This window comes from Anaerosporomusa subterranea, from assembly GCF_001611555.1.
GTDB classification, from domain to species: domain Bacteria; phylum Bacillota; class Negativicutes; order Sporomusales; family Acetonemataceae; genus Anaerosporomusa; species Anaerosporomusa subterranea.
The window spans coordinates 142429-168946 of sequence record NZ_LSGP01000001.1 but is presented as its reverse complement, the minus strand read 5'-3'; the positions used below and the strand labels follow the sequence as shown (position 1 = coordinate 168946).

The 26518-nt window shown below is 47.9% G+C and carries 23 protein-coding genes; 9 read left to right on the top strand and 14 right to left on the bottom strand.

Going from position 1 to position 26518, the window contains the following annotated elements:
• Positions 1-92: 92 nt before the first annotated feature.
• A complete protein-coding gene (recQ, locus tag AXX12_RS00690) occupies positions 93-1880 on the bottom strand; it encodes a DNA helicase RecQ (RefSeq protein ID WP_066236757.1) in 1788 nt (595 codons plus the stop codon).
• A 213-nt stretch (positions 1881-2093) separates the two neighbouring features.
• Between recQ and AXX12_RS00685 the strand changes: the two genes are divergently transcribed.
• Genes AXX12_RS00685 through AXX12_RS00675 form a run of 3 tightly spaced genes read left to right on the top strand, consistent with a single transcriptional unit; the run spans position 2094 to position 6035 of the window.
• Complete coding sequence (locus AXX12_RS00685; RefSeq protein WP_066236755.1) at positions 2094-3722, top strand: spore germination protein; 1629 nt, start codon at positions 2094-2096, stop codon at positions 3720-3722.
• Positions 3723-3735: 13 nt separating this feature from the next.
• A complete protein-coding gene (locus tag AXX12_RS00680; protein WP_066236753.1) occupies positions 3736-4833 on the top strand; it encodes a GerAB/ArcD/ProY family transporter in 1098 nt (365 codons plus the stop codon).
• A complete protein-coding gene (locus AXX12_RS00675; RefSeq protein ID WP_066236750.1) occupies positions 4827-6035 on the top strand; it encodes a Ger(x)C family spore germination protein in 1209 nt (402 codons plus the stop codon). The genes AXX12_RS00680 and AXX12_RS00675 overlap by 7 nt, the downstream gene beginning before the upstream one ends.
• Here AXX12_RS00675 and AXX12_RS00670 read toward each other — a convergent pair.
• The 6 genes from AXX12_RS00670 to AXX12_RS00645 form a co-directional block, all read right to left on the bottom strand.
• Complete coding sequence (locus AXX12_RS00670) at positions 6032-6241, bottom strand: CLC_0170 family protein (protein ID WP_066236748.1); 210 nt, start codon at positions 6239-6241, stop codon at positions 6032-6034. The two genes, AXX12_RS00675 and AXX12_RS00670, sit on opposite strands and share 4 nt — an antisense overlap.
• A gap of 250 nt (positions 6242-6491) precedes the next feature.
• Positions 6492-7826, bottom strand: coding sequence for an L-cysteine desulfidase family protein (locus AXX12_RS00665; RefSeq protein WP_066236747.1), 1335 nt, complete (start codon positions 7824-7826; stop codon positions 6492-6494).
• A gap of 145 nt (positions 7827-7971) precedes the next feature.
• Positions 7972-9783 carry a sigma 54-interacting transcriptional regulator gene (locus tag AXX12_RS00660; RefSeq protein WP_066236744.1) on the bottom strand — a complete coding sequence of 604 codons (1812 nt, stop codon included), beginning with the start codon at positions 9781-9783 and terminating at the stop codon, positions 7972-7974.
• Between the two features lie 229 nt (positions 9784-10012).
• Positions 10013-11476: a 4-hydroxyphenylacetate 3-hydroxylase family protein gene (locus AXX12_RS00655; protein ID WP_066236743.1), complete on the bottom strand. Its 1464-nt coding sequence runs from the start codon at positions 11474-11476 to the stop codon at positions 10013-10015.
• 12 nt (positions 11477-11488) lie between these two features.
• Entirely contained in the window at positions 11489-11911 is a 423-nt protein-coding gene (locus AXX12_RS00650; RefSeq protein WP_066236741.1) for an HIT family protein, read from the bottom strand.
• A 34-nt stretch (positions 11912-11945) separates the two neighbouring features.
• Positions 11946-12995, bottom strand: a complete 1050-nt coding sequence (locus tag AXX12_RS00645; protein ID WP_066237258.1) for an oxidoreductase — start codon at positions 12993-12995, stop codon at positions 11946-11948.
• Between the two features lie 131 nt (positions 12996-13126).
• On the opposite strand from AXX12_RS00645, the gene AXX12_RS00640 reads away from it, so the two are divergent.
• On the top strand, positions 13127-14080 hold the full coding sequence (locus AXX12_RS00640; RefSeq protein ID WP_066236739.1) for a bile acid:sodium symporter family protein: 954 nt from the start codon (positions 13127-13129) through the stop codon (positions 14078-14080).
• Between the two features lie 335 nt (positions 14081-14415).
• Positions 14416-15819 (top strand): glucuronate isomerase, encoded by a 1404-nt coding sequence (uxaC, locus tag AXX12_RS00635; protein WP_066236737.1) that lies wholly within the window; start codon positions 14416-14418, stop codon positions 15817-15819.
• 61 nt (positions 15820-15880) lie between these two features.
• On the opposite strand, the gene AXX12_RS00630 is transcribed toward uxaC, so the two are convergent.
• Positions 15881-16453: a nitroreductase family protein gene (locus AXX12_RS00630; RefSeq protein WP_066236735.1), complete on the bottom strand. Its 573-nt coding sequence runs from the start codon at positions 16451-16453 to the stop codon at positions 15881-15883.
• A gap of 158 nt (positions 16454-16611) precedes the next feature.
• Here AXX12_RS00630 and AXX12_RS00625 point away from each other — a divergent pair, with 158 nt between their 5' ends.
• The 4 genes from AXX12_RS00625 (at position 16612) to AXX12_RS00610 (ending at position 20220) form a co-directional block, all read left to right on the top strand.
• Positions 16612-17544, top strand: coding sequence for a Na/Pi cotransporter family protein (locus AXX12_RS00625; protein WP_156478559.1), 933 nt, complete (start codon positions 16612-16614; stop codon positions 17542-17544).
• Between the two features lie 122 nt (positions 17545-17666).
• Positions 17667-18179, top strand: a complete 513-nt coding sequence (locus tag AXX12_RS00620; protein WP_066236734.1) for a hypothetical protein — start codon at positions 17667-17669, stop codon at positions 18177-18179.
• Positions 18180-18336: 157 nt separating this feature from the next.
• A complete protein-coding gene (locus AXX12_RS19125) occupies positions 18337-18858 on the top strand; it encodes a hypothetical protein (protein ID WP_156478558.1) in 522 nt (173 codons plus the stop codon).
• Between the two features lie 141 nt (positions 18859-18999).
• Positions 19000-20220 carry an MFS transporter gene (locus AXX12_RS00610; RefSeq protein WP_066236730.1) on the top strand — a complete coding sequence of 407 codons (1221 nt, stop codon included), beginning with the start codon at positions 19000-19002 and terminating at the stop codon, positions 20218-20220.
• 224 nt (positions 20221-20444) lie between these two features.
• Here AXX12_RS00610 and rnk read toward each other — a convergent pair whose 3' ends face one another.
• The 6 genes from rnk to modB form a co-directional block, all read right to left on the bottom strand.
• Positions 20445-20858: a nucleoside diphosphate kinase regulator gene (gene rnk / locus AXX12_RS00605; protein WP_066236729.1), complete on the bottom strand. Its 414-nt coding sequence runs from the start codon at positions 20856-20858 to the stop codon at positions 20445-20447.
• A gap of 30 nt (positions 20859-20888) precedes the next feature.
• The gene (locus AXX12_RS00600) at positions 20889-21575 is read right to left on the bottom strand and encodes a succinate dehydrogenase/fumarate reductase iron-sulfur subunit (protein WP_066236727.1); all 687 of its coding nucleotides are present in this window, start codon (positions 21573-21575) and stop codon (positions 20889-20891) included.
• On the bottom strand, positions 21572-23272 hold the full coding sequence (locus AXX12_RS00595; RefSeq protein WP_066236726.1) for an FAD-binding protein: 1701 nt from the start codon (positions 23270-23272) through the stop codon (positions 21572-21574). Before AXX12_RS00595 ends, AXX12_RS00600 begins: the two co-directional genes overlap by 4 nt.
• Before the next feature lie 17 nt (positions 23273-23289).
• The gene (locus AXX12_RS00590) at positions 23290-25002 is read right to left on the bottom strand and encodes an adenine deaminase (protein ID WP_066236724.1); all 1713 of its coding nucleotides are present in this window, start codon (positions 25000-25002) and stop codon (positions 23290-23292) included.
• 133 nt (positions 25003-25135) lie between these two features.
• A complete protein-coding gene (locus AXX12_RS00585) occupies positions 25136-25831 on the bottom strand; it encodes an ATP-binding cassette domain-containing protein (protein WP_066236722.1) in 696 nt (231 codons plus the stop codon).
• Positions 25824-26510, bottom strand: coding sequence for a molybdate ABC transporter permease subunit (modB, locus tag AXX12_RS00580; RefSeq protein ID WP_066236720.1), 687 nt, complete (start codon positions 26508-26510; stop codon positions 25824-25826). Before modB ends, AXX12_RS00585 begins: the two co-directional genes overlap by 8 nt.
• Positions 26511-26518 lie beyond the last annotated feature (8 nt).

The following is a 26518-nucleotide window of genomic DNA, read 5'->3' as shown; positions in this document are numbered from 1 at the left end:
ACGGGGCTTTGGAGTTGATTGCGCAACTCTTAGCGCTTCAGCGCCTTCGCGGCACCTGAACGTCCTGTTCAATGGAGTTGGCGGCATACCCTTTACGGGTGCAACGCAGATGGGCCCGTTGAAGATCCCTGCCGGATGGCGGCGATGAACTCCTTACCATATCGCTCTAGCTTCATATCGCCGACGCCTTTAATCTTTCGCAGATCAGCTTCGTTCTGCGGGCAATATTGGCACATCTCTTTGAGCGTACTATCAGCAAAAACCACATATGGCGGTACCCTGTCGCGTTCGGCCAGCGCCTTTCGAAGTTGGCGAAGCGACTCAAACAGAGTATTGTCTGCTTCCCTTTTCGGAGCTTGGACGACTTTTTGATGTACTGTTGTTTGGTTGCGCAACACAGGGATGGCTTGCGGTGTCAATTTGAGCACAGGATATTCGCTCTCAGTCAGGGATAGAAAGCCGGTGGCCACTAGACGTTGCAGCAATGTTTTAATATCTTGCAGCTTACGTTCAGCAAACAGTCCATAGGTTGGCAGGCTATCAAAGCCTAACTGCATTACTTTTTTATTTTTTGAGCCTTTTAACACCTCAGCCACCAGAACCAAACCAAAGCGTTCTTTCATTCGATAGACACAGGAAAGCGCTTTTTGCGCATCAAGTGTGACATCCACTTGCTCACCTTCCTGGTCACAGTTGCCACAATTGCCGCATTCACTTACTATGTTCTCGCCGAAATAACTTAAAATATAGCCCCGCAAGCACTCTGGCGTGTGACAATAATCAACCATCGCTTGCAGCTTACGAAGCTCGTGCTGCTTGCGCGCAGGATCTTCCACAGACTTATCAATTAAAAATTTCTGCAGCATGATATCTTGCTGACCGAAGAGCAAAATACACTCGCCTGGCTCTCCATCGCGGCCGCTGCGTCCAGCCTCTTGGTAGTAAGCCTCCATATTTTTCGGCATATTATAATGAATCACATACCGTACGTTGGATTTATCAATACCCATGCCGAATGCGTTGGTGGCCACCATGACACGAATATCGTCATAGAGAAATTGCTCTTGCTCACGTATACGTTGTTCATCACTTAAGCCTGCGTGATAATGGCCGACGGCAAAGCCTTTTTTCTTAAGCAATTGATACAGGCCGTCTACTTCTTTGCGCGTTGCGGCGTAGATGATACCTGGCTGACGACTTTTTTCTGTTAGATAGTTTAACACAAACTTTTGCTTGTCCTCACCGCGCAGAACAGAAAACGATAAATTGGGCCGATCAAAGCCGGTGACATGAATTCCCGGCTTGCTAAGCAGCAGTAAATTGATGATATCGTCTTTAACTTCCAGCGTGGCGGTGGCGGTAAACGCGCTAATTACCGGACGCTTTGGCAACCGGTCAATAAATGGTCGAATCGACTGATAACTAGGGCGGAAATCATGCCCCCATTGCGAGACGCAATGCGCCTCATCCACAGCCAGCATGCTGATGGTCAATTCGCTTAGAGCTGCTTGAAATGAGTCGGTCTCCAATCGTTCAGGCGCAACATACACCAGTTTATATTGGCCGGCGCGTACCTGATACAGCCGTTCACGAACCTCGGCATTGGTTAGCGAGCTGTTAATAAATGTCGCCGGTATTCCCTGGTTGGCCAGCCCATCAACCTGATCTTTCATCAACGAGATTAGCGGCGAAATGACCAGCGTTACTCCTGGCAATAACATAGCGGGAAGCTGAAAACAGAGCGACTTGCCGGCTCCTGTCGGCATAATCGCCAGCGTGTCCTTACCGCCAAGCAGGTCGGCGATAATCTGCTCCTGACCAGGCCGGAATTTATCATAGCCATAATACTTCTTTAGGATCGATTTTGCTTTTTCCAGCATCAGCAGCCTCACTTCTTCTCATCAGGCAGAGCCCTGTGGTGTTTAATTTAGATAGTATTAGAGTTCAACAGAAAGCCTTGTTCTCCTGTACAGAAATGAGGACTTATTTTTCACTAGGGGCGGTTCTTGACTGAGTTGCTGAATATCTCCCCCAACTGTCGGCGCATACTAAATGCACTATTCCCATAGAGGTAGATATGAAAAGGATACGGCATGTTCGATAAATGCAAAGCCGAAAAACTTAGCGCCAAACTGCGTGATCTGAAATCACTTATCACTCACGCACAGGACATTGAGCAGGAGACAGAGTCCATTGTCGGCTCATTGCGCGACCCCTATGTAAATCCGGGCGCATACCAAATCAGTTCTGAACTTGAGGCCAATCTGACACACATGAAAGAGATCTTTGCCGGCAGTGACGACATCATCACCCGTCAATTTTTGGTCACTGCCTTGAACCGCCGGGCAGCAATTGTCTTTACCGAAAGCATGGCGGATACAGTGACTATTACCAACCACATCATTGAAAAGCTGACACTGACTCCGCTTACCGGGTTCGTACCCTGCATGGAAAACGCGTGCGATATTGGCTTTTTAAAGGACACGCTGTTAACTGCCGCAGCATTCACCGAAGAGGATAACATGAAGCAGGTAGTTAAAAAAATTCTTTCCGGTCATACAGCGTTATGGATTGACGGCAGCCCGACAGCGCTTGTCGTCTCAACCCGCAAGGTAGAATCGCGCAGCATATCAGACCCGATATCGGAATCTGATGTCCGCGGTCCGCGCGATGGCTTCACTGAGGAACTGCGGGTCAATCTTACCCTTTTACGACGGCGCCTGCTAAGTCCTAACCTTGTTGCCCAGCGGCTTGAGGTCGGTGCCCGCAGTCAGACAGATGTTGCGGTTATCTACTTTCGGGGCATCGCCAATTACAAATTAGTCCATGAAGTGGAAAAACGTATAAAGCGTTTGAACGTTGACATGCCGGTGGGCGGCAACGAAATTCAAAGCATGATTGAAGATCACCCGTATTCCCCCTTTCCCACCATCCTGGCAACCGAGCGGCCGGATAAACTGCTTGCGTCCTTGATGGAAGGCAAAGTTGGCATACTCGTCAACGGTTCTCCGTTCGCGCTCGTGACGCCAACTACCCTTGCTGATTTTTTCCAGGCCGGCGACGACTATTACGAGAAGTGGCTGTCTGCATCGCTGATTCGCTTCGCCCGCTATATAGCAGCCTTCTTTGCCATGACTCTGCCTGCTCTGTATGTAGCGATAACTACGTTTCACCCCGGGTTGATTCCCACCCCGCTCACGCTGACGATAGCCATGTCCCGCATGGGAGTCCCCCTACCTGCCTTTCTGGAGGCTCTCATCATGGAATTGATGCTGGAAGTCATGCAGGAGGCGGGAGTGAGGCTTCCGAAAAGCATCGGTCCGGCGGTAAGCATTGCAGGCAGTTTGGTTATCGGCGAAGCCGCAGTCAACGCAGGCTTAGTAGGTTCCCCTATGGTCATTGTTACAGCGTTTACCGCGGTGGCTTCATTTATTATCGCAAACTACCGTCTCAGCCTAACGATACGGGTTTTCCGCATCCCGCTAATGGTGTTAAGCGCTACCTTGGGCATGTTTGGCTTCATGTTAGGGGTAATCGCCATTCTTGTTCACCTTAGTTTGCTGGAGAGCTTTGGCGAACCCTATCTGGCGCCATTCGCCCCGAGAAACCTGCACCGCCTCAGTGATCTCAAAGACACTCTAGTCGTAGCGCCACCGTCTGCCACGGGGGAACGTCCCGATTATCTAGAGACGTTAGACGGCAGAAAACAGCAAAAAAAATAAAAACGGGAGCATTATGAATCAAAAAGCGTTTATCTCTCCGCTCCAATTATTTATCATCTATATAAATACCGCTATTGGAGCCGGCGTCTTGACTCTGCCTCGTTCTGTGGCAGAAATTGCGAAGCAAGACATGTGGCTGTCGGTTATCGTCGGCGGCATCTTATTGTTTTTTGCTGTCTGGATAGCCACTCGTCTTTCCCAGTACTTTCCGGGACATACCAGTCTGGAATACAACCGCATACTGCTAGGATCAACGCTGGGGCAAATCGTAAACATATTCCAGCTCAGCTTAACTATTGCGATCGCCGCAATAGCGCTAAGAACATTTTCCTTTGCCATAAAGTTGTTTTTGTTCGACCTCACACCGCCAGCAGTCCTCGTTGTCGGCATACTCATCTTAGCCGTATATGCCGCCCAATATGGCTATACGCCACTTTTACGCATGCAGCAAGTATCTTTCTTATTCTTAAGTGGGACTTTTATCAGCGTTCTGCTATTAGGTTTGCTAGGTATCAACACCGAAGCATTTCTGCCTATGCTGTCTGAAGGAATCAGTCCGATATTGAAAGGAGCGATACCAAGCTGGTTTGCCTTCTCTGGACCAGAGCTTATTACCGGACTGCTCTTCCCCTATCTTGTCATTCCTAGAGCAGCGGTTAAGGTTGGCGCCGCCGGCATCGCTTTTGTTACCTTTATTTATACCCTGACTGTAGTCATTGCTCAAGGGAGCCTTACTGTGGCAGGAGCAGCGCATGCAATATTTCCTACAGTGACCGCCTTCCGTGAGGTAGAAATTCCCGATACCTTCATTGAGCGTCTGGACGGCTATCTCATGATCCTATGGATTTTAGTATACTTCAACTCGCTGGCGAGTCTGCTGTTTTTTATCTCGTTCGGCGCAAGCAGGCTTTTTCGGTTTGAGTACAGCCGCAGCCTTACAGTGTTACTGGCGCCTTTACTGTACTACTTCTCGCAGTTGGCTCCTAGTTTTAAAGAACATAGTGCTGCAGGTGACCTCTTTAGTAAAATCAGCATAGCTTGGAGCCTGGGGTTAATGCCTGTCCTGCTACTGCTCGCCTGGTACAAAAACAAAAGGAAACAATCATGTTGAAATTTTTGTTTTTTCACAAAAGCAGCATTTTAATCAGCCTGCTTCTCGTTTGTTGTCTGCTAACAGCAGGCTGCTGGGATCGCAAAGAAATTGAAACTCGCGGTTTTGTATTAGGTATGGCTATCGATATGGCTCAGTCCGAGCCAGAGGACAAGCCGGATATCTTAAAGGCGGCGCAGGCCGCAGGCGCCAGAAAATATAAAGCAAGCTTTGAAATGAGAAAATTTCTCAGTAAAAGCAGCGGCGGAACTAAACCAGGAACTGGTGAGCAAGAAAGTCTGGTATATGCCGCCGAAGGAGAGTCGTTATTTGCCATTGTCCGGGCAGTTAATACCCAATATCCTGCGGGACTGTTTTTTGAAGACAATCAATTGCTTGTCTTTAGCGAGGCAGTAGCACGGGATGGCATCGCGGACATAACTGACTTCTTGGATCGGGATCCCGAATTCAGACGCAGGGCCAGAGTTTTTGTCACTCCGGGACGGGCTGAAGATTTGTTTAAGTCTAAAACCAAATCTGGTGAGCTAATCAGTACGTATATTGCGCGAATTACGCGCAATGAAAAAAAGTCGCCAACCTTCGCAACCATGATCGAAGTAGGCCTTATAAGCAAAAAAATACATAATAATCAGTCTTTTGCCGTCCCACTAATCCTCGCGGAAAGCGATAACGTGAAAGCAATCGGAGCGGCGCTATTCAACCGGGAATTTAAAATGGTCGGAACCCTCAGCGAACTAGAGACAGTCGGCACTAAAATCCTGCATCGAAAATTAAGTCAAGGAATAACCGTGACGCCTAATCCCGCCAATCCCGACAAGATAGCTGTCTTCGAGTTGTTTGAATCAAACATCAAAGTTGAGCCGTACTTAGAACAGGGTGAGCTCTGGTTTGAATTAGAGGCCAAGTTCATTGGCAGTCTCGCTGAAAATCAGGTTCCGAAACAAAATCCGCATGAGTCTGGGTTTCTAACCGCCTTGGAGGAATCACTCGCTGAAGAATTTTCTCGTCAAGCGCGCATCGCCTATACTAAACTGCAGGAAAACAAAACAGATGTAGTTGAACTTGGCTTTTTAGTACATAAGAAATATCCTGAATACTGGAAAACAGTAAAAAAACGCTGGGATGAAGAACTCTTCCCGATTGTTCCGTTAAAAGATGTAAAGATAAAGGTTGTTATTCGCAGCACGTCGATGACCCTTTAGAGTGATTTGGTGATGATTATGCCAGCGCCGGTAATAATATAGAACCAGCCGCCGATGCGGGCAGCTCGTTCAGAACTACGGTGATTTTTACGTTTGGCGTCATTGACATTAAAGTACAGCGAGTACGCGCCCACTAGTATCAGCATAAAACCTACAGGGGGATCCAGAGGCGCGCTAAGCAGTTCCATTATTTCCGTGACAGACAATTACCACGCCTCCTTTGAGTAAATCTGGGGTAAAAATTCCGTTTCCTTGCCTATTATTTGCATTATTGGTATATTTTAATCAAATGCTATCATTTGCTTAATAGTTTGTGCGAGGGTCCGGACTGTTCTGATTAAGCGCCAGCTCATGCCGGGGCATACCTATTAAGATGCACCAGCCATTATGACTGGTGCATCTTTTCCTTCAAGAATTTCTTGCGAAACCTGCTCAATTCCATCGTAGTCATCATCATCAAACCGCCGCCTCAACCGCAGTCTTTATCGCTGCATTTTCCGAGTCCAGTTTTCCTTTTCTCAGCATGATATCGAGAATAATCTTATCGGTAAACAGCATGCCTGGATTACTGATCATACCTAAATTTCGAATTGTTGCATCTGCCGATGGAAAGATGATGCCGTTACTGTTCGGCACGATGACATTTTTCAATGTTAACATAGCGGTTTCCACACAGACTCCAGCTGCGGTTGCTAGCTTCAATGCACAGCCCACCTTACCGCCATCGCAAATCATGCCAGTTAGGTTTGCAACCATGTTCTTAATCGTCCCATGAATCTGGCCCATGTCACCGCCAAGCATCCATACAATCGCGGCGCTTGCCCCGGTTGCAGCCGCTACGGCGCAGCCGCATAAGGCAGAGAGGCTGCCAGTAAAGCTTTTGATATATAATGTGGTGATTGCGCTGATTGCTAACGCGCGAACTAACGTTTCGCGCGGGGCGTCCATCCGCTCGGCCACTGCCACAACCGGTAATACCGCAGTCAGGCCGTGATTGCCGCTGCCGGCGACACTCATGACCGGAATATTTTCTCCCGACATGCGCGCATCAGCGCCTGCTGCGGTTAGTATTTTCGCATAGACAATCAAGTCGTCTGAAAGAATGCCCTCGTTGACTAGGTCCTGAAGGTGTGCTCCTACTGCCATTCCCAGGCGCCCTTCAATTCCAGCGGCCGCGGCGTTCTTGTTCATATTAATGCATTCTTCCAAGAAGACAAGCTTAGAATAGGGAATTGTTTCTACCATTTGAATCAGTTCGGCAATGGAGACATCGTCAGTATTAAAAGCCATACTGCTTATGCCAGAGCCGTTTATAATCCTGCGAACGAGGTCGGTTCCATTACGCTGTAAAGAGACTAAGTTGGTATGCCCCCCAGCAATCACGGCGCGCGATTCGTTTATATCAGAGGAAGCAGCAGCTTCTATATAAAGGCCCTGACTTTCATTCAGTACAATGGAAATGCGTCCTGCCTCAATCATCCTTTCCGCCTGTTCTACCATCTCGGGAGTATGATTACTGAGCAACGATAGTTGTTGTTCAGGATTGGCGATAAGAGCACCTAAGGACGCTGCAATGGGAAGACCGACCTTCCCGGTACCAGGTATCCCAACCGCTAAACCATTCTTATAAACATTGGGGTCAACACTTACCGTAATTTTATTGGCAAGCTCTGCCCCTAACGCTTGCTGTGCATAGGCTACAGCCAGCGCCACCGCTCCCGGCTCGGTGCAACCAAGTGCTGGCATGACGCCAGCCCGAATGAAAGCGAGTACTTGTTCTTGCGATTTCATGAAATCCTCCTGTTGGCACGATATTACAAGCCATAATACTTGCAAGTATCATGCCAACACGGCGGATGCGGCTTGCCAAGAGAACGCTTGCCGCTTTCATTCTCAAAACGAGACAGCAACACTCTTAAATAGCACCGAAATGTTGTTATTGCTTTGGTTTCTCAAATTGAGACAGTGTCTCAATTTGAGAAATGCAATTATACTCTTTTAGTTTCCGGTATAAAGTCGCCTTACTGATACCCAGTGCTTGCGCAACCTTGTTCTTCCCCTCGGCTGAAGGCCCAAATCTTTCGAGCGCACTATTAATAGCCGTTCTTTCCAATTCGGCGAGCGGAACAACTCCAGTCAGCTTATTATGAGCTGTAGCTGTTTTTTCTTTGATCCGGGCAGGAATTGATCGCTTAGAAATGGTGTTCCCAGTTTCAATATTGACTAAGTATTCGATTGTATTCTCCAGTTCTCTTACATTTCCGGGCCACTGGTAGCTCTGCAACGTTTGAAAAGCATCCGCATCGATTGCACTGATCTCTTTGCTGAGAGCAGAAGCATACTTGGTAATAAACGTTTGTATTAGTAATGGCAAATCGTCTTGTCGATAGCGCAGCGCCGGAATATACAGAGGAAAAACATTGATCCGATAATAGAGATCCTCACGGAATTCCCCGTTTTTAACCATTATGTCGATATCCTTATGAGTTGCTCCAATAATACGGACGTCTACCCGAAAACCGTCTAAGCCGCCGACACGTTCGATGCGGCGTTCTTGGAGCACGCGCAGCAACTTGGCTTGCAGCGAAAGCGACATATCCCCAATTTCATCTAAAAAGATTGTTCCGCCATCCGCTAACTCAAATTTCCCAGGTTTTCCGCCACGGCGAGCACCGGTAAACGCTCCCTCTTCATAACCAAATAGTTCACTTTCCAACAAGGCCTCAGGAATCGCAGCGCAATTAATCGCGATAAAGGGCTTATACTTGCGTTCGCCGCCGTAGTGAATCGCTCGCGCGAACAATTCTTTGCCAGTACCGCTTTCTCCTTGGATGAGAACGGTAGTATTGCTATCAGCCGCTTTGGCAGCACTGTCTTTCGTCGCGCGTAACAATTGACTGTCTCCCAAGATCATGTCTAACGTGTAGTGGAAGGTTTGGCTAGATAACTGAGACACGAATTTGCGAACCTCAGCCATCTCACGCAAAGTAGCAACAATGCCGCAGGCAAGTCCGCCTTCAGACCAAGGCTTTGCAGTCACCATACAATGAAGCCTTCGCCCATTGACATTACGGGTAATTTCCCGGTTGGAGATTTCTCGTCCAGCATCAATCACAGCTTCCACTTCCAACCCTGGTAACAGACTAGTAAGACTAGTGCCGATAGCTTGAGCAGCGCTAACACCCAACATCTTCTTTGCTGCGGTATTCAGTCTAACGATACGGCCGAATTGATCAGCCGCAATAATACCTTCTTGAACCGTATTCAAAACTGTTTCGAGTTGATTTTTTGCGACTTGCAGCCGATTGAGGTTTTCTTGTTCAGCAATCTTACTTGCTAAAAGCTCGGCCATACGATCAATAAACCCGAACAAATCCTGCTGCTGTTCTAAAAGCGTTTGCCGCTGTTTCGCAGTAAAAGCAATTAACGCGATGACTCCGATAGCTGCTTCTTCGAATATAATTGGACAGCAGACTTGAGCCTGTTCAGGACAACTCTCACGAATCTGACAGGTCACACAGACATTATGCTTGCCTGGATCAGTAATAATGAAGCCGCGTTTACTACGTAAAACTTGTGCAAAAACGGAGTCAATAGCAAGCTGCGCTCCGATCGTTTCCAGGTAACGTCCCGTTCCAGCAATACGCAAAAGACTATCATCGACAATCGTTACTTCTACCCCAAGCACGCTGGCGATAGCTTCCGCAACGTGCTGAGCCGACTGTTCAATCTGCTTGAGTTGTGACATGAGATAATTCCTTTCAATTCCCTAGATTACCGTGTTAATTCTTTTTGTCAGGACGGAATCCTGCTAATTTCTGATCGAAGTCTAAAGTACAGTTTTCTCAGATATAAAGGATATTGCCATTCTGTACGATAGGTGACACCAATATAGAAAAAGTTCCGACTCTCCATAACGGCACAGCCGGAACCTCTTGGTATCCATTCTTGTCTGAGTTATAACTGGCGTTAAATCCCTAATCAGAATTTTTTCCTGGTATCCCTGCAATTGCCCGCGCCAAATCCTTCTTTGCCTCAAGATCGCTCTGCCGAGAAATCATGATCCGCTGCGCCTGCGGCGAGCCAGCGCCGTGCATCGATTCAGTGCGGTAGCCGACAGCAGCTGTGCCAAGGGTGAGATTTTCAATCAAGCGCAGTACGCGCAGCCTAAATTCGGTCGGCACATCGGCAACGCCGCAGAAGTACTTCTCGACAATCTTACCAATTTCCGGATGGCGCAAGTCTTGCTCTGACGGCATGGTTACCATCAGACCGCCAGCGATATCTTCTGCCAAGCGGGCAATTTCATAGGGAAAACGAGTGACATTTTGCTTGCAGACATTAGCTAACAGCAGGTCAACCAAGTAGTTGCCTGAGGCGGTGGGGCAGCCTTCGCATGAGCAGGCGATGCCGCAGGCGTATAAGGTTTCATTGAGGTGAACCATCTCGATCAGCTTGTCTTTAACTGCTGATGCTTTAGCCGCTCCGTTATATTCAGCCGCCAGAGCGCTTGCGCCAATGAGCACATCACCAACGCCGACTTTACAGCCGCCATAACTTTGACGGTGATAGGCAGCAAACCGTTCAACCAAAGCGCCGCTGAATTCAGTTTCTCCGCACATGAAGACCTGATCCCAGGGAACAAAAACGTGATCAAACACCATCAAAGCTTCATGACCGCCGAAATTCCGGTTGCCCACATCGATGTCGCCACCTTCCAGCTTGCGGGTGTCACAGGATTGGCGGCCATAGATATAGAGGATTCCCTCTGCGTCAGCTGGCAAGACGAATGATACAGCATACGCGGCATCTGCTTTATCGAGCGCAATGGTTGGCATCACAAGTATCCAATGCGAATTCAGCGCACCGGTCTGATGCGCCTTCGCACCGCTGACCACAATGCCATCTGCGCGTTTCTCCACGACTCGAACATAGAGGTCTGGATCGGCCTGCTTCGAGGGCGCCAAGCCGCGGTTTCCTTTGGGATCAGTCATAGCTCCGTCTACAGTCCAGTCTTCTTCCTGCATCTGCAGCAAAAAATTTGTGAAGCGTTCATGATAATTCGTCCCCAGTTTAGCATCCATTTCAAAGGTCACGCTGTCAACAGCATTAATCGCGTCCATCCCCACGCAGCGTTGAAAGCAAGCTGCCGTCTTTTGCCCCAGCAGTCGCTGCATCTTAACTTTCTTCACCAAATCGTCAGCACTTTGGTGAAGATGGCAAAACCGGTTAATCGTCTTGCCAGTCAGATGCGATTTCGCAGTCATGAGATCTGCATGCTCTGGATTATGCGCTAGTGCATAGGTCATTTTCACAGAATTCATCGACGGACGGATGATGGGATGGTCTACCGGGTTTTCCACTTTCTCACCCATCAGGTAGACGTCAAAGCGCATCTGCCGCAAACTTTCCTCATATTGAGCAGGGGTCATCACTGGCATCCGCCTCCGCTACTATAGACTTTCTTTGATTTTCTGAATCAATTGGTTGTATTCTGCTTCCTGCAGCATAATTTTGTCTTCCGGCGACATCGCAAAGGTTGAGCCCCAGGAAGGTCCATCCTGATATTTCGGCACTAGGTGAAAATGAAGATGCGGCAGTTTGTCAGAATAAGCGCCATAGTTAATCTTGTCAGCACCAAATGCCTTTTTGATCGCTGCTGCTACATTGGCCACATCAGCCATGAACAGATTGCGTTCTTCTGGCGGTAGTTCAAATAGTTCGTTGACATGGCCTTTGCAAGCGACAATGCACCTCCCCCGGTACGTCTGTTCCTTAAACAGATATAGGGTAGAGGCTTTAAGCTCACAGATTTCGATCATCAGATCGTTGAGGCGTTGATCCTTTACACAGTAAAAACAGGTTTGATCAGACATAGTGACATCCTCCTTTATTCTAAAACACGCGCTATTAGACGTTTTTCGGCAGTGCGATAACTCGTTGTTGGTTATGACTTTGCATGGCATATTCAATCACCAGCATGACATTTCTCGCCTCGATCGCCGACACAGGCGGCGGCGCGCCGTTAACAATAGAGTTGAGGATGCCTTGGTAATAGGCTTCATAGCAACCAGGAATTGTCTCCAAGCGGGAACTAAGCGTCAGATTTCTGCCTAGCGTTACCTCAGCATACAGTTCTTCCTTATCTTTACCCCAAGTGGGATTGCCGGGTCGCAGACCGCGCTGCAAATCGCTTTGCTGCGGGTCCATGCCATACTTGATCAGACTGCCTTGATTCCCATGAACCTGAAAATGCGGCCCCGCCTGCTTAATAATGCTGCTGGCTTGCAGAACCACACGCAGAGAGCCGTAGTGCATAACCAAATGGAAGAAATCGTCCACTTCTGCTCCAGGCCGTTGTTTCACCAATTCTGCCGAGACAGCTTCAGGCATACCAAACAGTTGTAATGCTTGATCAATTAAATGTGGGCCGAGGTCATACAACGCCCCTGTGCCTTCGCCTGCATGCTCCTTCCACTTTGGCCCGACCTGCGGCCGGAAAAAATCATAGTGAGCTTCGTACAAATAGATGTCGCCAAGCACACCTTCTTGAATGCATTTCTTGACAGTCAGGAAATCGTTATCCCAGCGACGATTCTGAAAAACGCTGAGAATCAGGTTGCGCTCAGCCGCCAGAGCAATTAGCTCATCAGCTTCCTGCACCGAGTTGACGAAAGGCTTCTCAACGACAACATGCTTGCCTGCTAGTAAAGCTTGTTTGGCATACGAATAATGCGTTGAGTTAGGACTGGTAATCACGACTAGCTGAATGTCTGGTTCGGCTAATAGCTCCTCTATGCTGGGAACGACCGAGACATACGAATAGTCGTCATAAACTTTATCAGGCGAAGAGGAAACCACAGTTCTTATGAAAAACTCATTCATCGAATGAATCAGCGGCGCATGAAATACCGATCCGGAAAGGCCATAGCCGATGAGACCGACGTGAATTTGCTGCATCATATCCCTACTTTCAAAATTATCATTATACTCATTAAATTAACCGTCAAGTAAATTTCTCCTGCCTAGCCGACCTATGGATTTAGTGCTACAATAAAATAGTCGTTCCGGCATTAAAGGAGGTCCATACTATGTTGCAAAAGATTACGAAGTGGAACGAATGGATTGGCAGTCACATGTTCTTGATTACTTTTTCCGCGTTGCTTGCTGGCTTTTCCATCCGGGTTCCAGATTCTCCGACTGTTCGGTTTATTGTTGTTGCACTATTCGGTTATATGACGTTTATCACCTCATTAACGATCAGCATCAAGAGTTTTGTGAAAATCCTCAATCAGCCTTGGCTACCGTTGTGGTCGCTGCTGCTAATTCATATCGCCTCCCCGATTATCGCCTGGGCAGTTGGCGCACTATTCTATGCCGATGATCCTCATACGCGACTAGCGTATCTCATCTTCGCCTCATTGCCGGTTGGTGTCACATCTGTTATTTGGGCGTCAATCACCCAGGGCAATGTCGCTCTCTCTTTGGTCACAGTTACTCTGGATACGCTTATTGTGCCAGTGTTTCTGCCTTTATACTTTAAACTGATTGTCGGCCAAACCATTGAAATCAGCTATGGCAAAATGATGTTAGAGTTGGTCAGCATGATCACCTTGCCTAGCTTGCTCGGCATGGCGCTGCACGACTGGACCAAAGGGAAAATCGTCGGTTTTGCGAAAGGTGCCGGCGGCCTGCTATCAAAAATAGGTTTCTTTGTCGTCATATTCATTAATGCCACCCTAGTCGCGCCACAAATTGTCTGGAACGCCTCAATGCTCAAAATTCTGTTGGTTACGCTTTTGGTTGTCATTGCCGGTTATTATCTGGGTTATGTCGGTTCATTTGGCATAAAAGGGCGTCCTCGAGATGTTCAAATGGCTATGATTTATAACGTTGGTTTGCGAAATCTCAGCTTTGGTTTGGTGCTGGCTCTGACCTACTTTCCGATGACTGTAGCGATACCAATCACCATGGGAATTCTCTACCAGCAGCCCATCGCCGCAATTATTCCGCATCTGCTAAAGAACCCACAGCCAGATGCATGAGAAAACCGTTGAACGCGTTCTTTCGTGAAAGTACGAGGCATTATTCCACAGAGGGCACAGAGTGGTAAAGAGGACACAGAGGACTAAACTTTCGGGCCCAGCATAGATGGCAAAATAGTTATTGCTCCTCTGTGACCTCTGTGTATCCTCCTTTCCTCTGTGGAAACGTAACCTCGTCCACTTCGCAAACAAACCGTCGGCGCGGCAATAAGAACGCAAAATGCTAAAAAAAACAAAAAAAGTTCTGAAAATATACAATAGGATTCTATAGATTAGCAGATTATGATGTAAGTACATAGAGAATGCGCTAAAAGAATCGAAAGGCGGGATTGGAAATGAAACAGTTTATGGATGAGAACTTCTTGTTGAGTAACAAAACTGCGGAAATCCTGTATCACGACTATGCCAAAGAAATGCCGATATTCGATTTTCACTGTCATTTGAGTCCTAAAGAAGTCGCCGAGAACAAACGTTACCGCAACATTGCCGAAATCTGGTTGGGCGGTGATCACTACAAATGGCGCGCTATGCGGGCTAACGGGGTTGACGAGCGATTTATCACCGGCGATGCGCCTGACAAAGATAAATTCATGAAATGGGCCGAGACGATGACCCAGTGTATCGGCAATCCGTTATATCATTGGACTCATCTTGAGCTCAAGCGCTTTTTCGGCATAGACAAGCTGCTATCGCCGCAGACAGCTGATGAAATCTGGGAGAAGTGTAATGAACTGCTGCAAAAAGATGAATTCACTGCTCAAGGATTGATTAAGCGTTCTAACGTCAAAGCTATCTGCACTACCGATGACCCGGCTGACTCACTGGAATACCATATCGCCTTAGCGAAGAATACTGCCTTCGGCGTTAAGGTATTGCCGGCTTTCCGCCCGGATAAGAGCTTCAACATCGACAAAGACGGCTTCCTTGATTGGATTGCTAAGCTGGCTAACGTGACTGGCAAAGAAATCAAAACAGTTGCCGCTGTTAAAGAGGCCCTCTTGCAACGCCTTGAGTTCTTCCACCAAGTCGGCTGCCGTGTCTCTGACCATGCGCTTGATCCAATCGTGTTTGCTACGGCAACCGAAGAGCAAGCCAATGCCGTGCTCCAAAAAGCGTTGCAAGGAAAAGAACTATCTGAATTAGAGGTTAAACAATATAAGACTCACATCATGGTCTTCCTTGGCAAACAGTATGCTCGCTTAGGTTGGGTCATGCAACTGCACATTGGCACTATCCGCAACAACAACTCCCGCATGATGCGACTGATCGGTCCAGATACTGGCTTTGATGCCACTGCAGATTATACAATTGCCGAGCCGTTGGCAAAGTTTTTTGATGCGTTGGATACCACAGATGAACTACCCAAGACTATACTCTACTGCCTGAATCCCCGCGATAATGATGTACTGTCGACGATTGCGGGATGTTTCCAAGGCGGCGTCCCCGGCAAGATGCAATTTGGCTCGGGCTGGTGGTTCAATGATCAAAAAGACGGTATGCTCAAGCAAATGACTACACTCGCGAACATCGGCCTACTCAGCCGCTTTGTCGGCATGCTTACTGATTCACGCAGTTTCCTTTCTTATACTCGGCATGAATACTTCAGACGTATTCTCTGCAATATGATCGGAGAATGGGTAGAAAACGGCGAGGCACCAAATGACATCGAATTACTAGGAGCAATGGTGAAAAATATCTGCTTTACTAATGCAGAGCAGTATTTCGGGATTGAACTATAAGATCCATTAAACACGAAGTCCCCTTGGCTACCATGTGGTCAACCAAGGGGACTTCGTGTTATTAATCAAGAAACGTAACTTTGTCTTCAATTCCCTTCCGGGCAGGCGGAGTGCCAATTTTCTCAGGGTAGCCGACACAAATGACACCGATTGGGTCTTTATCCTCACTGATACCAAATATTTTTCTAACATCACCTTTTTCAAACAGCGAGAACCAGAGAGTTCCCAATCCTTGGGCATGCGCACTAAGCATCAAATTCTGCACTGCTGCGCTGCAGGATTCGAGGTAACCGGGACTGGGGTCATCTAGAAACTGTTCTGCTCCGTTTCGGCTAGGATCGCCAATCACGACAATCAGCGTCGGAGCTTGCAACAAAAAGCTTAGATCAAAAACCGGCAGCCACTTCCAACCGCTTCTGACAGCAAGTTTTTCTTTCGTTACATCAGAGGTAGCCTTTATTTGCTCATTATACTTCAGGTTACTGGTAACAATAAATTCCCAGGGCTGCTTATTTGCCGGAGATGGCGCGTAGAGTGCTGCTTCGAGCAGCCGCTGAATCTTTTCCGGTTCAACAGGTTGATTCTTGAAATTTCGGCAGCTTCTCCTGCCGAAAATAGCCTCATGACAATCCACTTTTCATCCCCCTGTTCATTCTTCTAAATTAATTGATTCAACATTATTAGCATATCCCCTGCAACAGTCACCGTTCAAGCAGTACTTTTCCCCACTACCGCTTCATATACTCTTCTATAATTGTACTGAAAGAGGTCTGCCCTGGAGGTGTCGACAATTTGGCTAATCTACTCGCCCTACTACTGGGTGTTTTTTTATTAGCAGGCGGTTTACTGCTTATGCGTTATGGACTAAGTTGCTTATTGTGGTATCGCTTGCAGAAAATGCTTTCAGTGGCAACTGGCACTCCCTGGAGAGGCTTAGTGACAGGAACGCTCGCCGCGGCATTGTTTCAGAGCAGCACAGCTGTTTGTTTATTGACCATCGGCTTAGTCACCGCCGAATACCTGACGTTTCGCCAGGCATTTGGCATCATCTTGGGCGCTAACATCGGCACTTGTTCAACTGTGGGATTACTAAGCTTCTTGAATACAGATAAGCTGCTACCATTGTTGCTATGTTTTTCTGGCATCAGTCTCCTATTCCGAAGAACTCGCAACATCGGTCTAGCAGCAACAGGCCTATTGGGCATGTTTTGCGGTTTGTATCTGCTCAACACTGGAATGACTGAACTGCAAGCTCTCGAACCGGTTCACCGCCTACTACGGTTAGCTGACTCGAGCACTTGGCTAGGAATTCTGGCAGGAGTATTGATTACATTTATGTTTCAGTCTAGCAGCGCGGCCACTGTCATGGTAATGACGCTGACTGATAATGGTGTATTTGGCTTAACAACTGCAGCATATATTGTTTATGGGTCCAATCTAGGCTCTTGTCTTTCGTCCGTCCTTGTAAGCGCTATAGCACCGCTAGCTGCAAAACGAGTAGCTGCTGCGCATGTCTTAGTGAATCTGTTGGGCATCCTATTGTTTTTGCCTATAACCGAACAACTCGTTACTATAACCGAGCGAATTTCCACAGATCCCGCCGTACAGGTCGCGGTATTACACACAGCCTTCAACGTGATCTCGTCTCTGGCAGTCCTGCCAGTGGCAGGACGGTTTGCGCGGCTTGTGGAAATTCTAATTCCCAGAGATAAAGCAATATGGTGATAAGGAATGTAGACCTAGTTCAATCCCAGATAATAGGATATTATACTTATTGACCAACCAGTTACTTTCTGTTATATTTACATAAGAAACAATACATAAATTTGATTCAGGAGGTTTTCCGCATGAAAAAACTGACTCTTCTCCTTGCTGGTTTACTGGCCTTCAATGTTGGCGTTGCCGCGGCAGCTCCACTCAATGAACTTAATACCCACCAGACTGCGGTCGGCATCATGATGCACAGCACTGATCCCGACAGTGATACCATTTATATCGAGCATAAGTTGTCTCCGAAATTCACCGTTGGTCTGCAGACAGTGGATTGGGGCAATCACGGCGATGCAGACGATATTTACGGCCAATTGCATCTGACAGATAATCTTCGGGCGATTGCCGGTGTCAGAGACTTCGGTTCGAGTTCCGAATTGTTCTTGGGTCTTGGCGTCAGTGGTCCATTATCGGCGCAGTGGAATGGATTCGCTTCCTTCGCTGCAAGCAGCGAGCACAAAGAACTGCACGTTGGCGCTAATTATGCGATTAGCCACAATGTTGATCTCACCGTCAGCTACCTATCTGTTAAGCCGGACGGTGGCAGCAGCCGCAATGGCTTGGGGTTAGGCGCAGCATTTAAATTCTAGTACTATTGGGGAACGCCGTTGGTTCATACCGATCGCGTTCCTCTTTCTACATATTTCCATTACTAGAAAAGACTTGTACTATTCTCAGTATCCGGAACTTTGTCACAAATTTGTCACAAACTCAGGATAAAATTAGCTTAAAAGGAGGTCGGCTTCCATGAAAAGAAAGATTATCCTACTAATGCTTGTGCTTGTTGTGGCTTTCTCCGCAACCGCAAGCGCAAAACCACACGACCACTGGAAAGATGATGATCGCTCGTACCGTAGTGAAAGGCACGATAAACATGATCGAAATGATAGGTACGAAAAAAGGAACAGCAGATGGGATCATCCTTCCTACCGCAACAATAGCTGGCGCAAAACCCAGCACGCGGCTCTCCCGTTTACCTGGTATGAGCACCGCGATCGATTTTATCGCCCGGGACACACAATTGAGCGCATCCATGATAATCGATGGAGCAATAGATTTCCAGGACTGTATGCCTACAGATGGCAAGATATTCACGGTAACGGGTTCTGGTATCAAGGACGTTACGTAAGAGACGCGGTCATGTTCTACAATGACTCTGATGAACTGGTTAGCGTCGGCTTCATGCACAATGGCGCGTTTCTGTTCATCCGCGATGATGACGGCGGCTATGAAAACCGAGATTCGTTCTTCTTATCCTGGGGCTGGTAGTGAAGTAAAGCCTGAGTCCTGCAAAGATCTGCATGACTCAGGCTTTGTTCATATATTCTTCAATAAACATATGAATACTGAGAGGAAGAGTTATTAGCTCAGTCGAATTACCTCTGCAAGGTAGTTCTGTTGAGGTGGCACATGGAGAATAGCAACAACAAAAATAGCAATATAAAACCGGTAATTGCAATATCGCTACTGACAGCAGCATGCCTTGTTGGAGATTCAATGCTATACATTGTACTGCCGACCCACTGGCAGGAAGCCGGGCTTTCGTCACTATGGGAAGTTGGTGTGTTGTTATCAGCCAACCGATTAATTAGGCTACCCCTAAACCCGATTGTTGGCTGGCTTTACCAGCGCATCAGCAGCCGAATCGGAGTTTTGCTGGCCACTCTGCTGGCTGTGATAACGACAGCTTCTTATGGATTGCTGCAGGGCTTTTGGCTGTTGCTCGCCATGCGATGCATCTGGGGCATTGCCTGGACATTTTTGCGTTTAGGAGCCTACTTTACGATCTTGGATTTCTCTAGTGATAACAATCGCGGCCATTTCATGGGAACATATAATGGACTATTCAGGCTAGGGAGCCTAGTTGGCATGCTAGCCGGCGGTTTGCTCGCTGATTCGTTCGGCTTAAAAACCACAGCTATACTATTTGCCGCATTAACCGCCTGCTCCATACCCTGCATTTTCTTATTCATTCCTAAAGCGCTAACCCATCAGCGGGATGTAGCGACAGGTTGTATCCCAACAGCGCATATATTGAAAGAATGGCCAGTTGTTTGGGCGCTGCTGACAGGTGCAGTTGTCGCAATGATCTACCAGGGTCTATTCAACGCGACGATCAGTCATTTAATAAAAACTCTGTATTCAGAAATGGTATCAATCGGCGGCTTTTTAATCGGCGCTGCCTCGCTTGCCGGCATACTGCAAGCCCTCCGCTGGAGCTGGGAGCCATGGCTTGCGCCATGGTTTGGCAGACGATCCGATGGACGCGGCGGTAGACGATTTCTGTTGACCTCAACCTTACTGTTAGCTACGGCGTTGTTTACGCTCATCCCGCTTCAACTTCCCATCTTATTCTGGCTGTTCCTGCTCTTACTGTTGCAGGTCACGGCAACTATTCTAACCACCCTGGCTGACGCGGTGGCATCAGATGTAGCGGTTTCAACATCGAAGGCGGTTGTAATGACTGCTTACTCGTTTGCTATCGATTTAGGAGCGGCTCTAGGTCCTCTGGCAGCTTATCTGCTGACTCAGACAATGGGACCGGAATACACATATTGGTTTGCGGGGGTTGTTCTCGGACTCATTTCCCTCAAATGGCTAATCGCATCACCGATGTCTCAGGCAGATTAAGCAAAACCGGACGACCTTTAGGAAGGGCACCGTTCCACAGAGGCCACAGAGTGGTAAAGAGGACACAGAGGGCTACAATTCAGGCCCAGTAAAGCTGGCAAAATAGATACCGTTCCACTCTTCCTCCCTCTGTGTACTCTGTGGAAACGTATCCTCGTCCTTCTTAGCGAACTTATAATCTTATACTCTATAAGAAAAAGCAGCCGGTTAGGCTGCTTTTCTGCTTATAAATCAAAGTTTCCGGCTGCTTCAGGTTGATAAAGTATTTTTTCCACCCGCAACCGGACAATGCCGTTTGGTACCTCCCACTCAACATCGTCACCGGCTCGGTAGCCTAAAATTGCGGTTCCAATCGGCGCTAAGACCGATATCTTATCTTGCGCCAAATCTGCGTCATCAGGATAGACCAAGGTATAGGTCATCTCGTCACCATAATCTAAGTCACGCAACAAAACCTTGGAGTTCATGGTGATCACATTGTCCGGCACCGCTGTTGGCAGCACGACGTTAGCCCACGCCAATTCCAGTTCCAGTTTCTCCAAATATTCCTTTTTCCCAGTACTAAACTCTTTTGCAGCATTGATGAGTTTCTCCAACTTACCTAGATCAGCTTCGGTAATATAGATTTTCCTTGACACATTCATTCTCCTTTCATTGTCTACGACAGGTTATACGTCGGTCACCATACTACTGACCGCCTTCTCCGGCGATACACTTTTAGGACAAGCCTCCTCACAAAGACCGCAATGCAGACAATTTTGCAAGTAGGGCCTCACCGCCTTTAGTACAGCCTGACGGCTGCGGTCACTTGATCGGGAATCGACTATCAGCCGCCGCGCCTTGACAAATAGAAACGGTTCGATAAAGCCTTCTCCCGCGAGGGCAGGACATACAGAGGCGCAGATGCCACACCCGATGCAGGCGACATAGGGTTTTACTTCCTGATATTCCATCTGGGTCTGTACACACCCAGTACTGCTGGTTTGATCGTTTTCGACTTCAAGCCAAGGATGAATGCTCTTCATCCTAGCTATCGCCCCACGCCAGTCAAGCATCAGATCACGGACCAAAGGAAAGGCATTAAGCGGCTCAATCTTGACTTGTCCTTGCATGAGCAGTGGATCCAGCAAAGTTTCACAGGCCAAAACAGGATCGCCATTCACCTGCAGAGCGCATGCGCCGCAAAGCCCGGCGCGACAAGCAACCGTAAGTGTCAGGGAGGGGTCCTGTTCTTCTTTGATTGCATTTAGCCACCATAAGACCGTTTTTCCAGACTGATAGTCCAATTGATAGGTTTGAATATAGCTTGTTTCCCCGTCAAATCTGCTGACTGCAAATGTTATCTGCTTGTTCATGGCTTCCTCTCTGTTGGCAGATATTTTGTTATACTTACCGGTCGGTAGTTAACATGAAAGTCGCCGTCAATTTTCGATATCAAAGTGTGCTTCAAGAAGTTAGCATCATCTCTAGCGGGAAAGTCGCTGCGTTGATGACAGCCCCTAGATTCGCGTCGCGATAACGCGCCAAGAGTTACGGCATAGGCAATATCAAGCAAGTTGCCGACTTCCAGGTAATGTACAAATGCGGAATTGCCGCGTTGTTGTGAATCACCAATTTCGACACTCTCATAGTCTTGTTTCAGTTCACAAATAGTATCCAGCGCGACTTGCAAGCTCCGCGCGTTGCGGCTGATCCCCACATTCTCCCACATACAGGCTGCTAATCGCTCGCGGATCTTAGTTAGAGATATGCCACTTTGTCTGGCGCGGACTGAAGCAAACCGCAACTGCCAACAACTTACCCCATCCTGGAGGCTAGCATGATCAGACACAAGTTGGCTCTTCGCATAGGCCGCCGCCGCAGCCCCAGCGGTCTTGCCAAAGACTACAACCTCTGACAGGGCATTGCCGCCCAGTCGATTCGCCCCTTGAACGGAAACACAAGCGCATTCGCCGGCGGCAAATAAGCCAGGAATTGATGTTGTACATGTCTTAAAGTCAACCACGTCAATGCCCCCCATCATATAGTGACAGGCTGGCCGAATCGGCAGCAGACTTTCACTCGGATCGAGTCCCTCAAATTTTACGGCTGCATCATACACCTGTTTTAGTTTATCCTGCAATATTCCCCGATCGATGTGCCGTAGATCGAGCATAACGTGGGCACCCGCGCCTGTACCATAGCCCCGCCCCTCTCGAATCTCGGTCTCAATCGCAGTCGAAATCGCATCCCGAGTAGCCAATTCCATCTTTTCCGGTTCATATCGGCTCATAAATCGCTCACCGTCACGATTTAGCAGATAAGCGCCAGCTCCGCGCGCAGCCTCAGAGAGCAGTATCCCGGTTGCTGCTAAAGCAGTTGGGTGGAACTGAACGAATTCTGTGTCTTTGAGAGCAATACCCGCCTTTAGGCAAATAGCGAGGCCATCACCAGTACAGTCTACTGGGTCTGTGGTTCGTTGCCAATAAATGCGGCCCGCGCCTCCTGTTGCCATGACAACCGCTTTGGCCGCAATGGGAAAAACAGTTCCTGTTTGGATATTAAGAGCGATGACGCCCTGCAGTCGGCCATTTTCAACTGTTAAATCAAGTAGGAAGACATCAGATAAATCATAAATTTCATAACGCAAGTACTGTTCATACAGACTATGCGCAATTGCATGTCCGAGCGTCCAACACACCCTAGGCGCTGACGCGCCGCCTCCCCGGCTTTGCGCAATACGACCAGTTTCATCACGAAAAAAGGGGACACCAAAGCGGTCCAGCTCTTTCACCGCGCTAGCGGCTTGCGAGGCAAAAAACTCGACTGCATCCTGGTCATTTAAATAATCACCACCGACAATTGTATCTTTTATATATTTCTCCACTGTATCATCCGGATCTGCACTATTGAGAACGGCGTTAATCCCGCCGCCGGTACAGCCTGTTGTCGAACGCAACGGATGAGCTTTGGTCAGTAACGCGACCGAGCATTCATGCGCACGGGCGGCTTCGATGGCGGCCCGCATTCCCGCTCCACCGCCTCCAATAACTAAGACATCAAACGAGAGCATAGTCCACCTCCAATCCGTTATAGCAAAAGCGAAACTAACTTCTGTTCATTAACTTTAACCAGCCCTTTGTCAGTGATTTTCAACTCCTGACTGACTGGCAGCGAAAGAGTGCTAAGCGACATAATAGGATTACCATGCTTAAAACCAAGCTTTTGCATCGCTTCTTTCAAGCCTTTCACCTGTTGTGCTAATTCACTTATCGGAAGTTCGGATAAGATGCCAGCCACTGGTAGGGCTACTTCGCCGATTACCTCGCCGTCGTGAACAACGCAGTAACCGCCCTGGTTGGCAATCACCGTGTTGGCTGCTATCAGCATATCGCGTTTATTACGGCCAATGACCAGTAAATTGTGATGATCGTGCGCATAAGTAGTAGCGATTGCACCTTGTGAGATAACATCTCCGCCAACTAGGCCCCAGCCAATGTTCCCGTTCTTACCGTGCCGTTCAAAGACACCGATCAAGCAATAAGCTGAGTTTTCCCAATCGATCTCTGCATTACGCACTGGTAATTCCGCCTGAGTCTCCTTGGTAAATGTCGTACCGGCGGTCACAGTAATAATCCGGCAGCAGGCGGTCTGGGTAGTCGCAGCAATGGGCAGTCGGAAGCTGCCTTCATTTAAAGGTGAAAGCTTCACACTGTGATAGAAGTGTTTTGGAAATAACCCAGCCTTCGCATACGACTTTTGATGTTCAGACTGGTTAAAGACTTCTTTGCCATTTTTGAAGGTCTTTGCGATCGTAAATTGTTCCAAGTTGTCCAACAGAACAAAATCTGCCCGTTTCCCCGGCGCGATGCTACCGCGGTCTTTCAGCCCCATTCTGCGGGCAGGTGTAAACGTAGCAGCATAAATGGCCTGCTCTGGCTTCATCCCCAGACCAATCGCGCTTTTGACAATATGGTTTAAGTGGCCCTTCGCAACCAGCGAATCTGCCATCACATCATCGGTGACAAAGGCAAAATGTTCACCCATCTGCTGCTCGATGAGAAAGTTGATAATGTCTGGCGTTAATGACTTCTCTTGGATTTCAACAAACATCCCATTCAGCAAGCGTTCCTCCATGCCGGCAACGGTCTGTTGGGTGTGATCGGAGTCGACTCCCGCATAGATAAAGCGAGCCAACTCCAAACCCAACAGTTTGGGGCAATGACCTTCAATTGGCAGATGAGGCTTCTCTGTTCTGGTATAGTTAATCAGTTGATTGATCTTGGCATCCTGTTTGTACACTACATCGACATAATTCATGACTTCGCCCAGACAAACGACCGATTCTGACTGCAGCAATTCGGCCAAGTCAGCCAATTCAATTGTCGCGCCGCTAGTCTCAATTTCGAGACTGGTAGAAGGCACAGAGCTAGGCACGCCGAGAAAAATATCGTTGGGAGCATCCTTACCGGCTTCAAGCATAGACCTGATGCCTTCAATACCAAAGATATTAGCAATTTCATGCGGCTCAGCGACAATGGTTGTAACGCCATTCTTGACCAGTTCCCAAGAGAAGGGCAGCGGAGCAGTCATGGAGCTCTCGATATGCATATGAATATCAATAAGGCCAGGGATCATATACGCCCCCTGACCGTCGATCGACACATCAGGTTGCAATTGGTCAATATCGCGTTTTCCTATATAAAGAAATTTTCCGTTCAAAATAGCAGCATCGGCATCGATGAATCGCTTGGCATAGGAATTAAAGATGCGAACATTCTTAAGCAACAGGTCAACTTTCATGCAAAACCTCCTCACAAATCGTGAACGTATTGCTACTAATTCTGCCCCATTTGCCAAAATAGAGCAGTCTATCTCCTATTCCACAAAACCAGGCAACCTCCTGCCATCTATATGGAAATGAGACCTGCCCGATTCACGCTAAGAGGCAGGTCTCATTATTGTCCGCAAGGTAAGTTCTTATCCATAATGGAGGCGGATCCGTCTGGCATCCTTTATTGATAAACATAAATTTTTCCCCTAACACCTTAGCTTCATATGGGTCATGGGTGACAACAATAAACGGTATTCCCCATATAGAATGCATTAGCTTTAATTGGGCCTGCATTTCTAAACGCGTCTCACTATCAAGCGACGAGAAAGGCTCATCTAAAAGCAAGAGCTGCGGCTCGGTCATTAACGCGCGGGCAAGAGCTACCCGCTGCTTTTCTCCGCCGGAAAGTCTGCCAGTATACCGTTGAGCCAAATGCTCAATTTTTAACAGCCGCATGAGTTGTTCGTACAGTTCTTTTGACCGCGAGGTTGGCCTCGCCACTCCGTACCAGATGTTATTCTTTACACTCATGTGAGGAAAGAGTGCACACTCTTGAGACATATAGCCAACACGACGATCCCTTGGTGCAATAAAAGTTTTTTCCGTGGAGGAATAGAATGTACGGCCATTATATGCAATTCGCCCCACGTCCGGCCTCACAAGCCCTGCGACACAGCGCAGCAAAGTAGTTTTGCCACAGCCCGACGGACCAAGTACAATAAGAAATTCAGTTTCCAATGCAAAGGAGACTTGCAGCCTAAAATCGGGCAGTGCTTTTTCAATATCTATCTCAAGCACGAAAATCCCCCTTTACCAGTACTGATTTCGCCTTCGTCGAAACATTTAGCAAATAAACAATCAAAAAAGTAACTAGACTGATTAGCAATACATACGCTCCTGCTGTCATAAGATCACTGGCCTCGGAAGCAAAATAAATGGCCAACGGAATAGTCTGTGTCTTGCCCGGAATATTGCCTGCCACCATTATGGTGGCGCCGAATTCTCCTAAAGCTCGGGAAAAAGCTAAAACCATGCCAGAAACAACTCCCTGCCAGGCAAGGGGTAGGGATATCGTCCAAAACACTCGCCACTCGCTTGCCCCTAAGGTTTTTGCAGCATCTTCAAACTTAGGGTCGACACTCAGAAGGGCGGCCTTGGCGTTTTGGTACATCAGCGGAAATGCGACGACTGAGCCAGCGAGAATAGCGGCATAGGGAGTAAAAATAATCTGAGTATGCAGATACTCGCTTAGAAAATGGCCGATCATACCCTGCTTGCCAATCAGCAGCAGCAAGAGGAAACCGGTTACCACCGGCGGCAAGACCAAAGGCATGATCATGAAGGATTCGATGACAGCCTTGCCGGTAAATTCAAAGCGCCGCATAAAATAGGCGGAAGATACGCCGGAAATAAGCACGACGAATAACGATGCGGCCGCGACCTCAATGGATAGGATAACAGGCTGCCATTCGATCAACAGTTTCA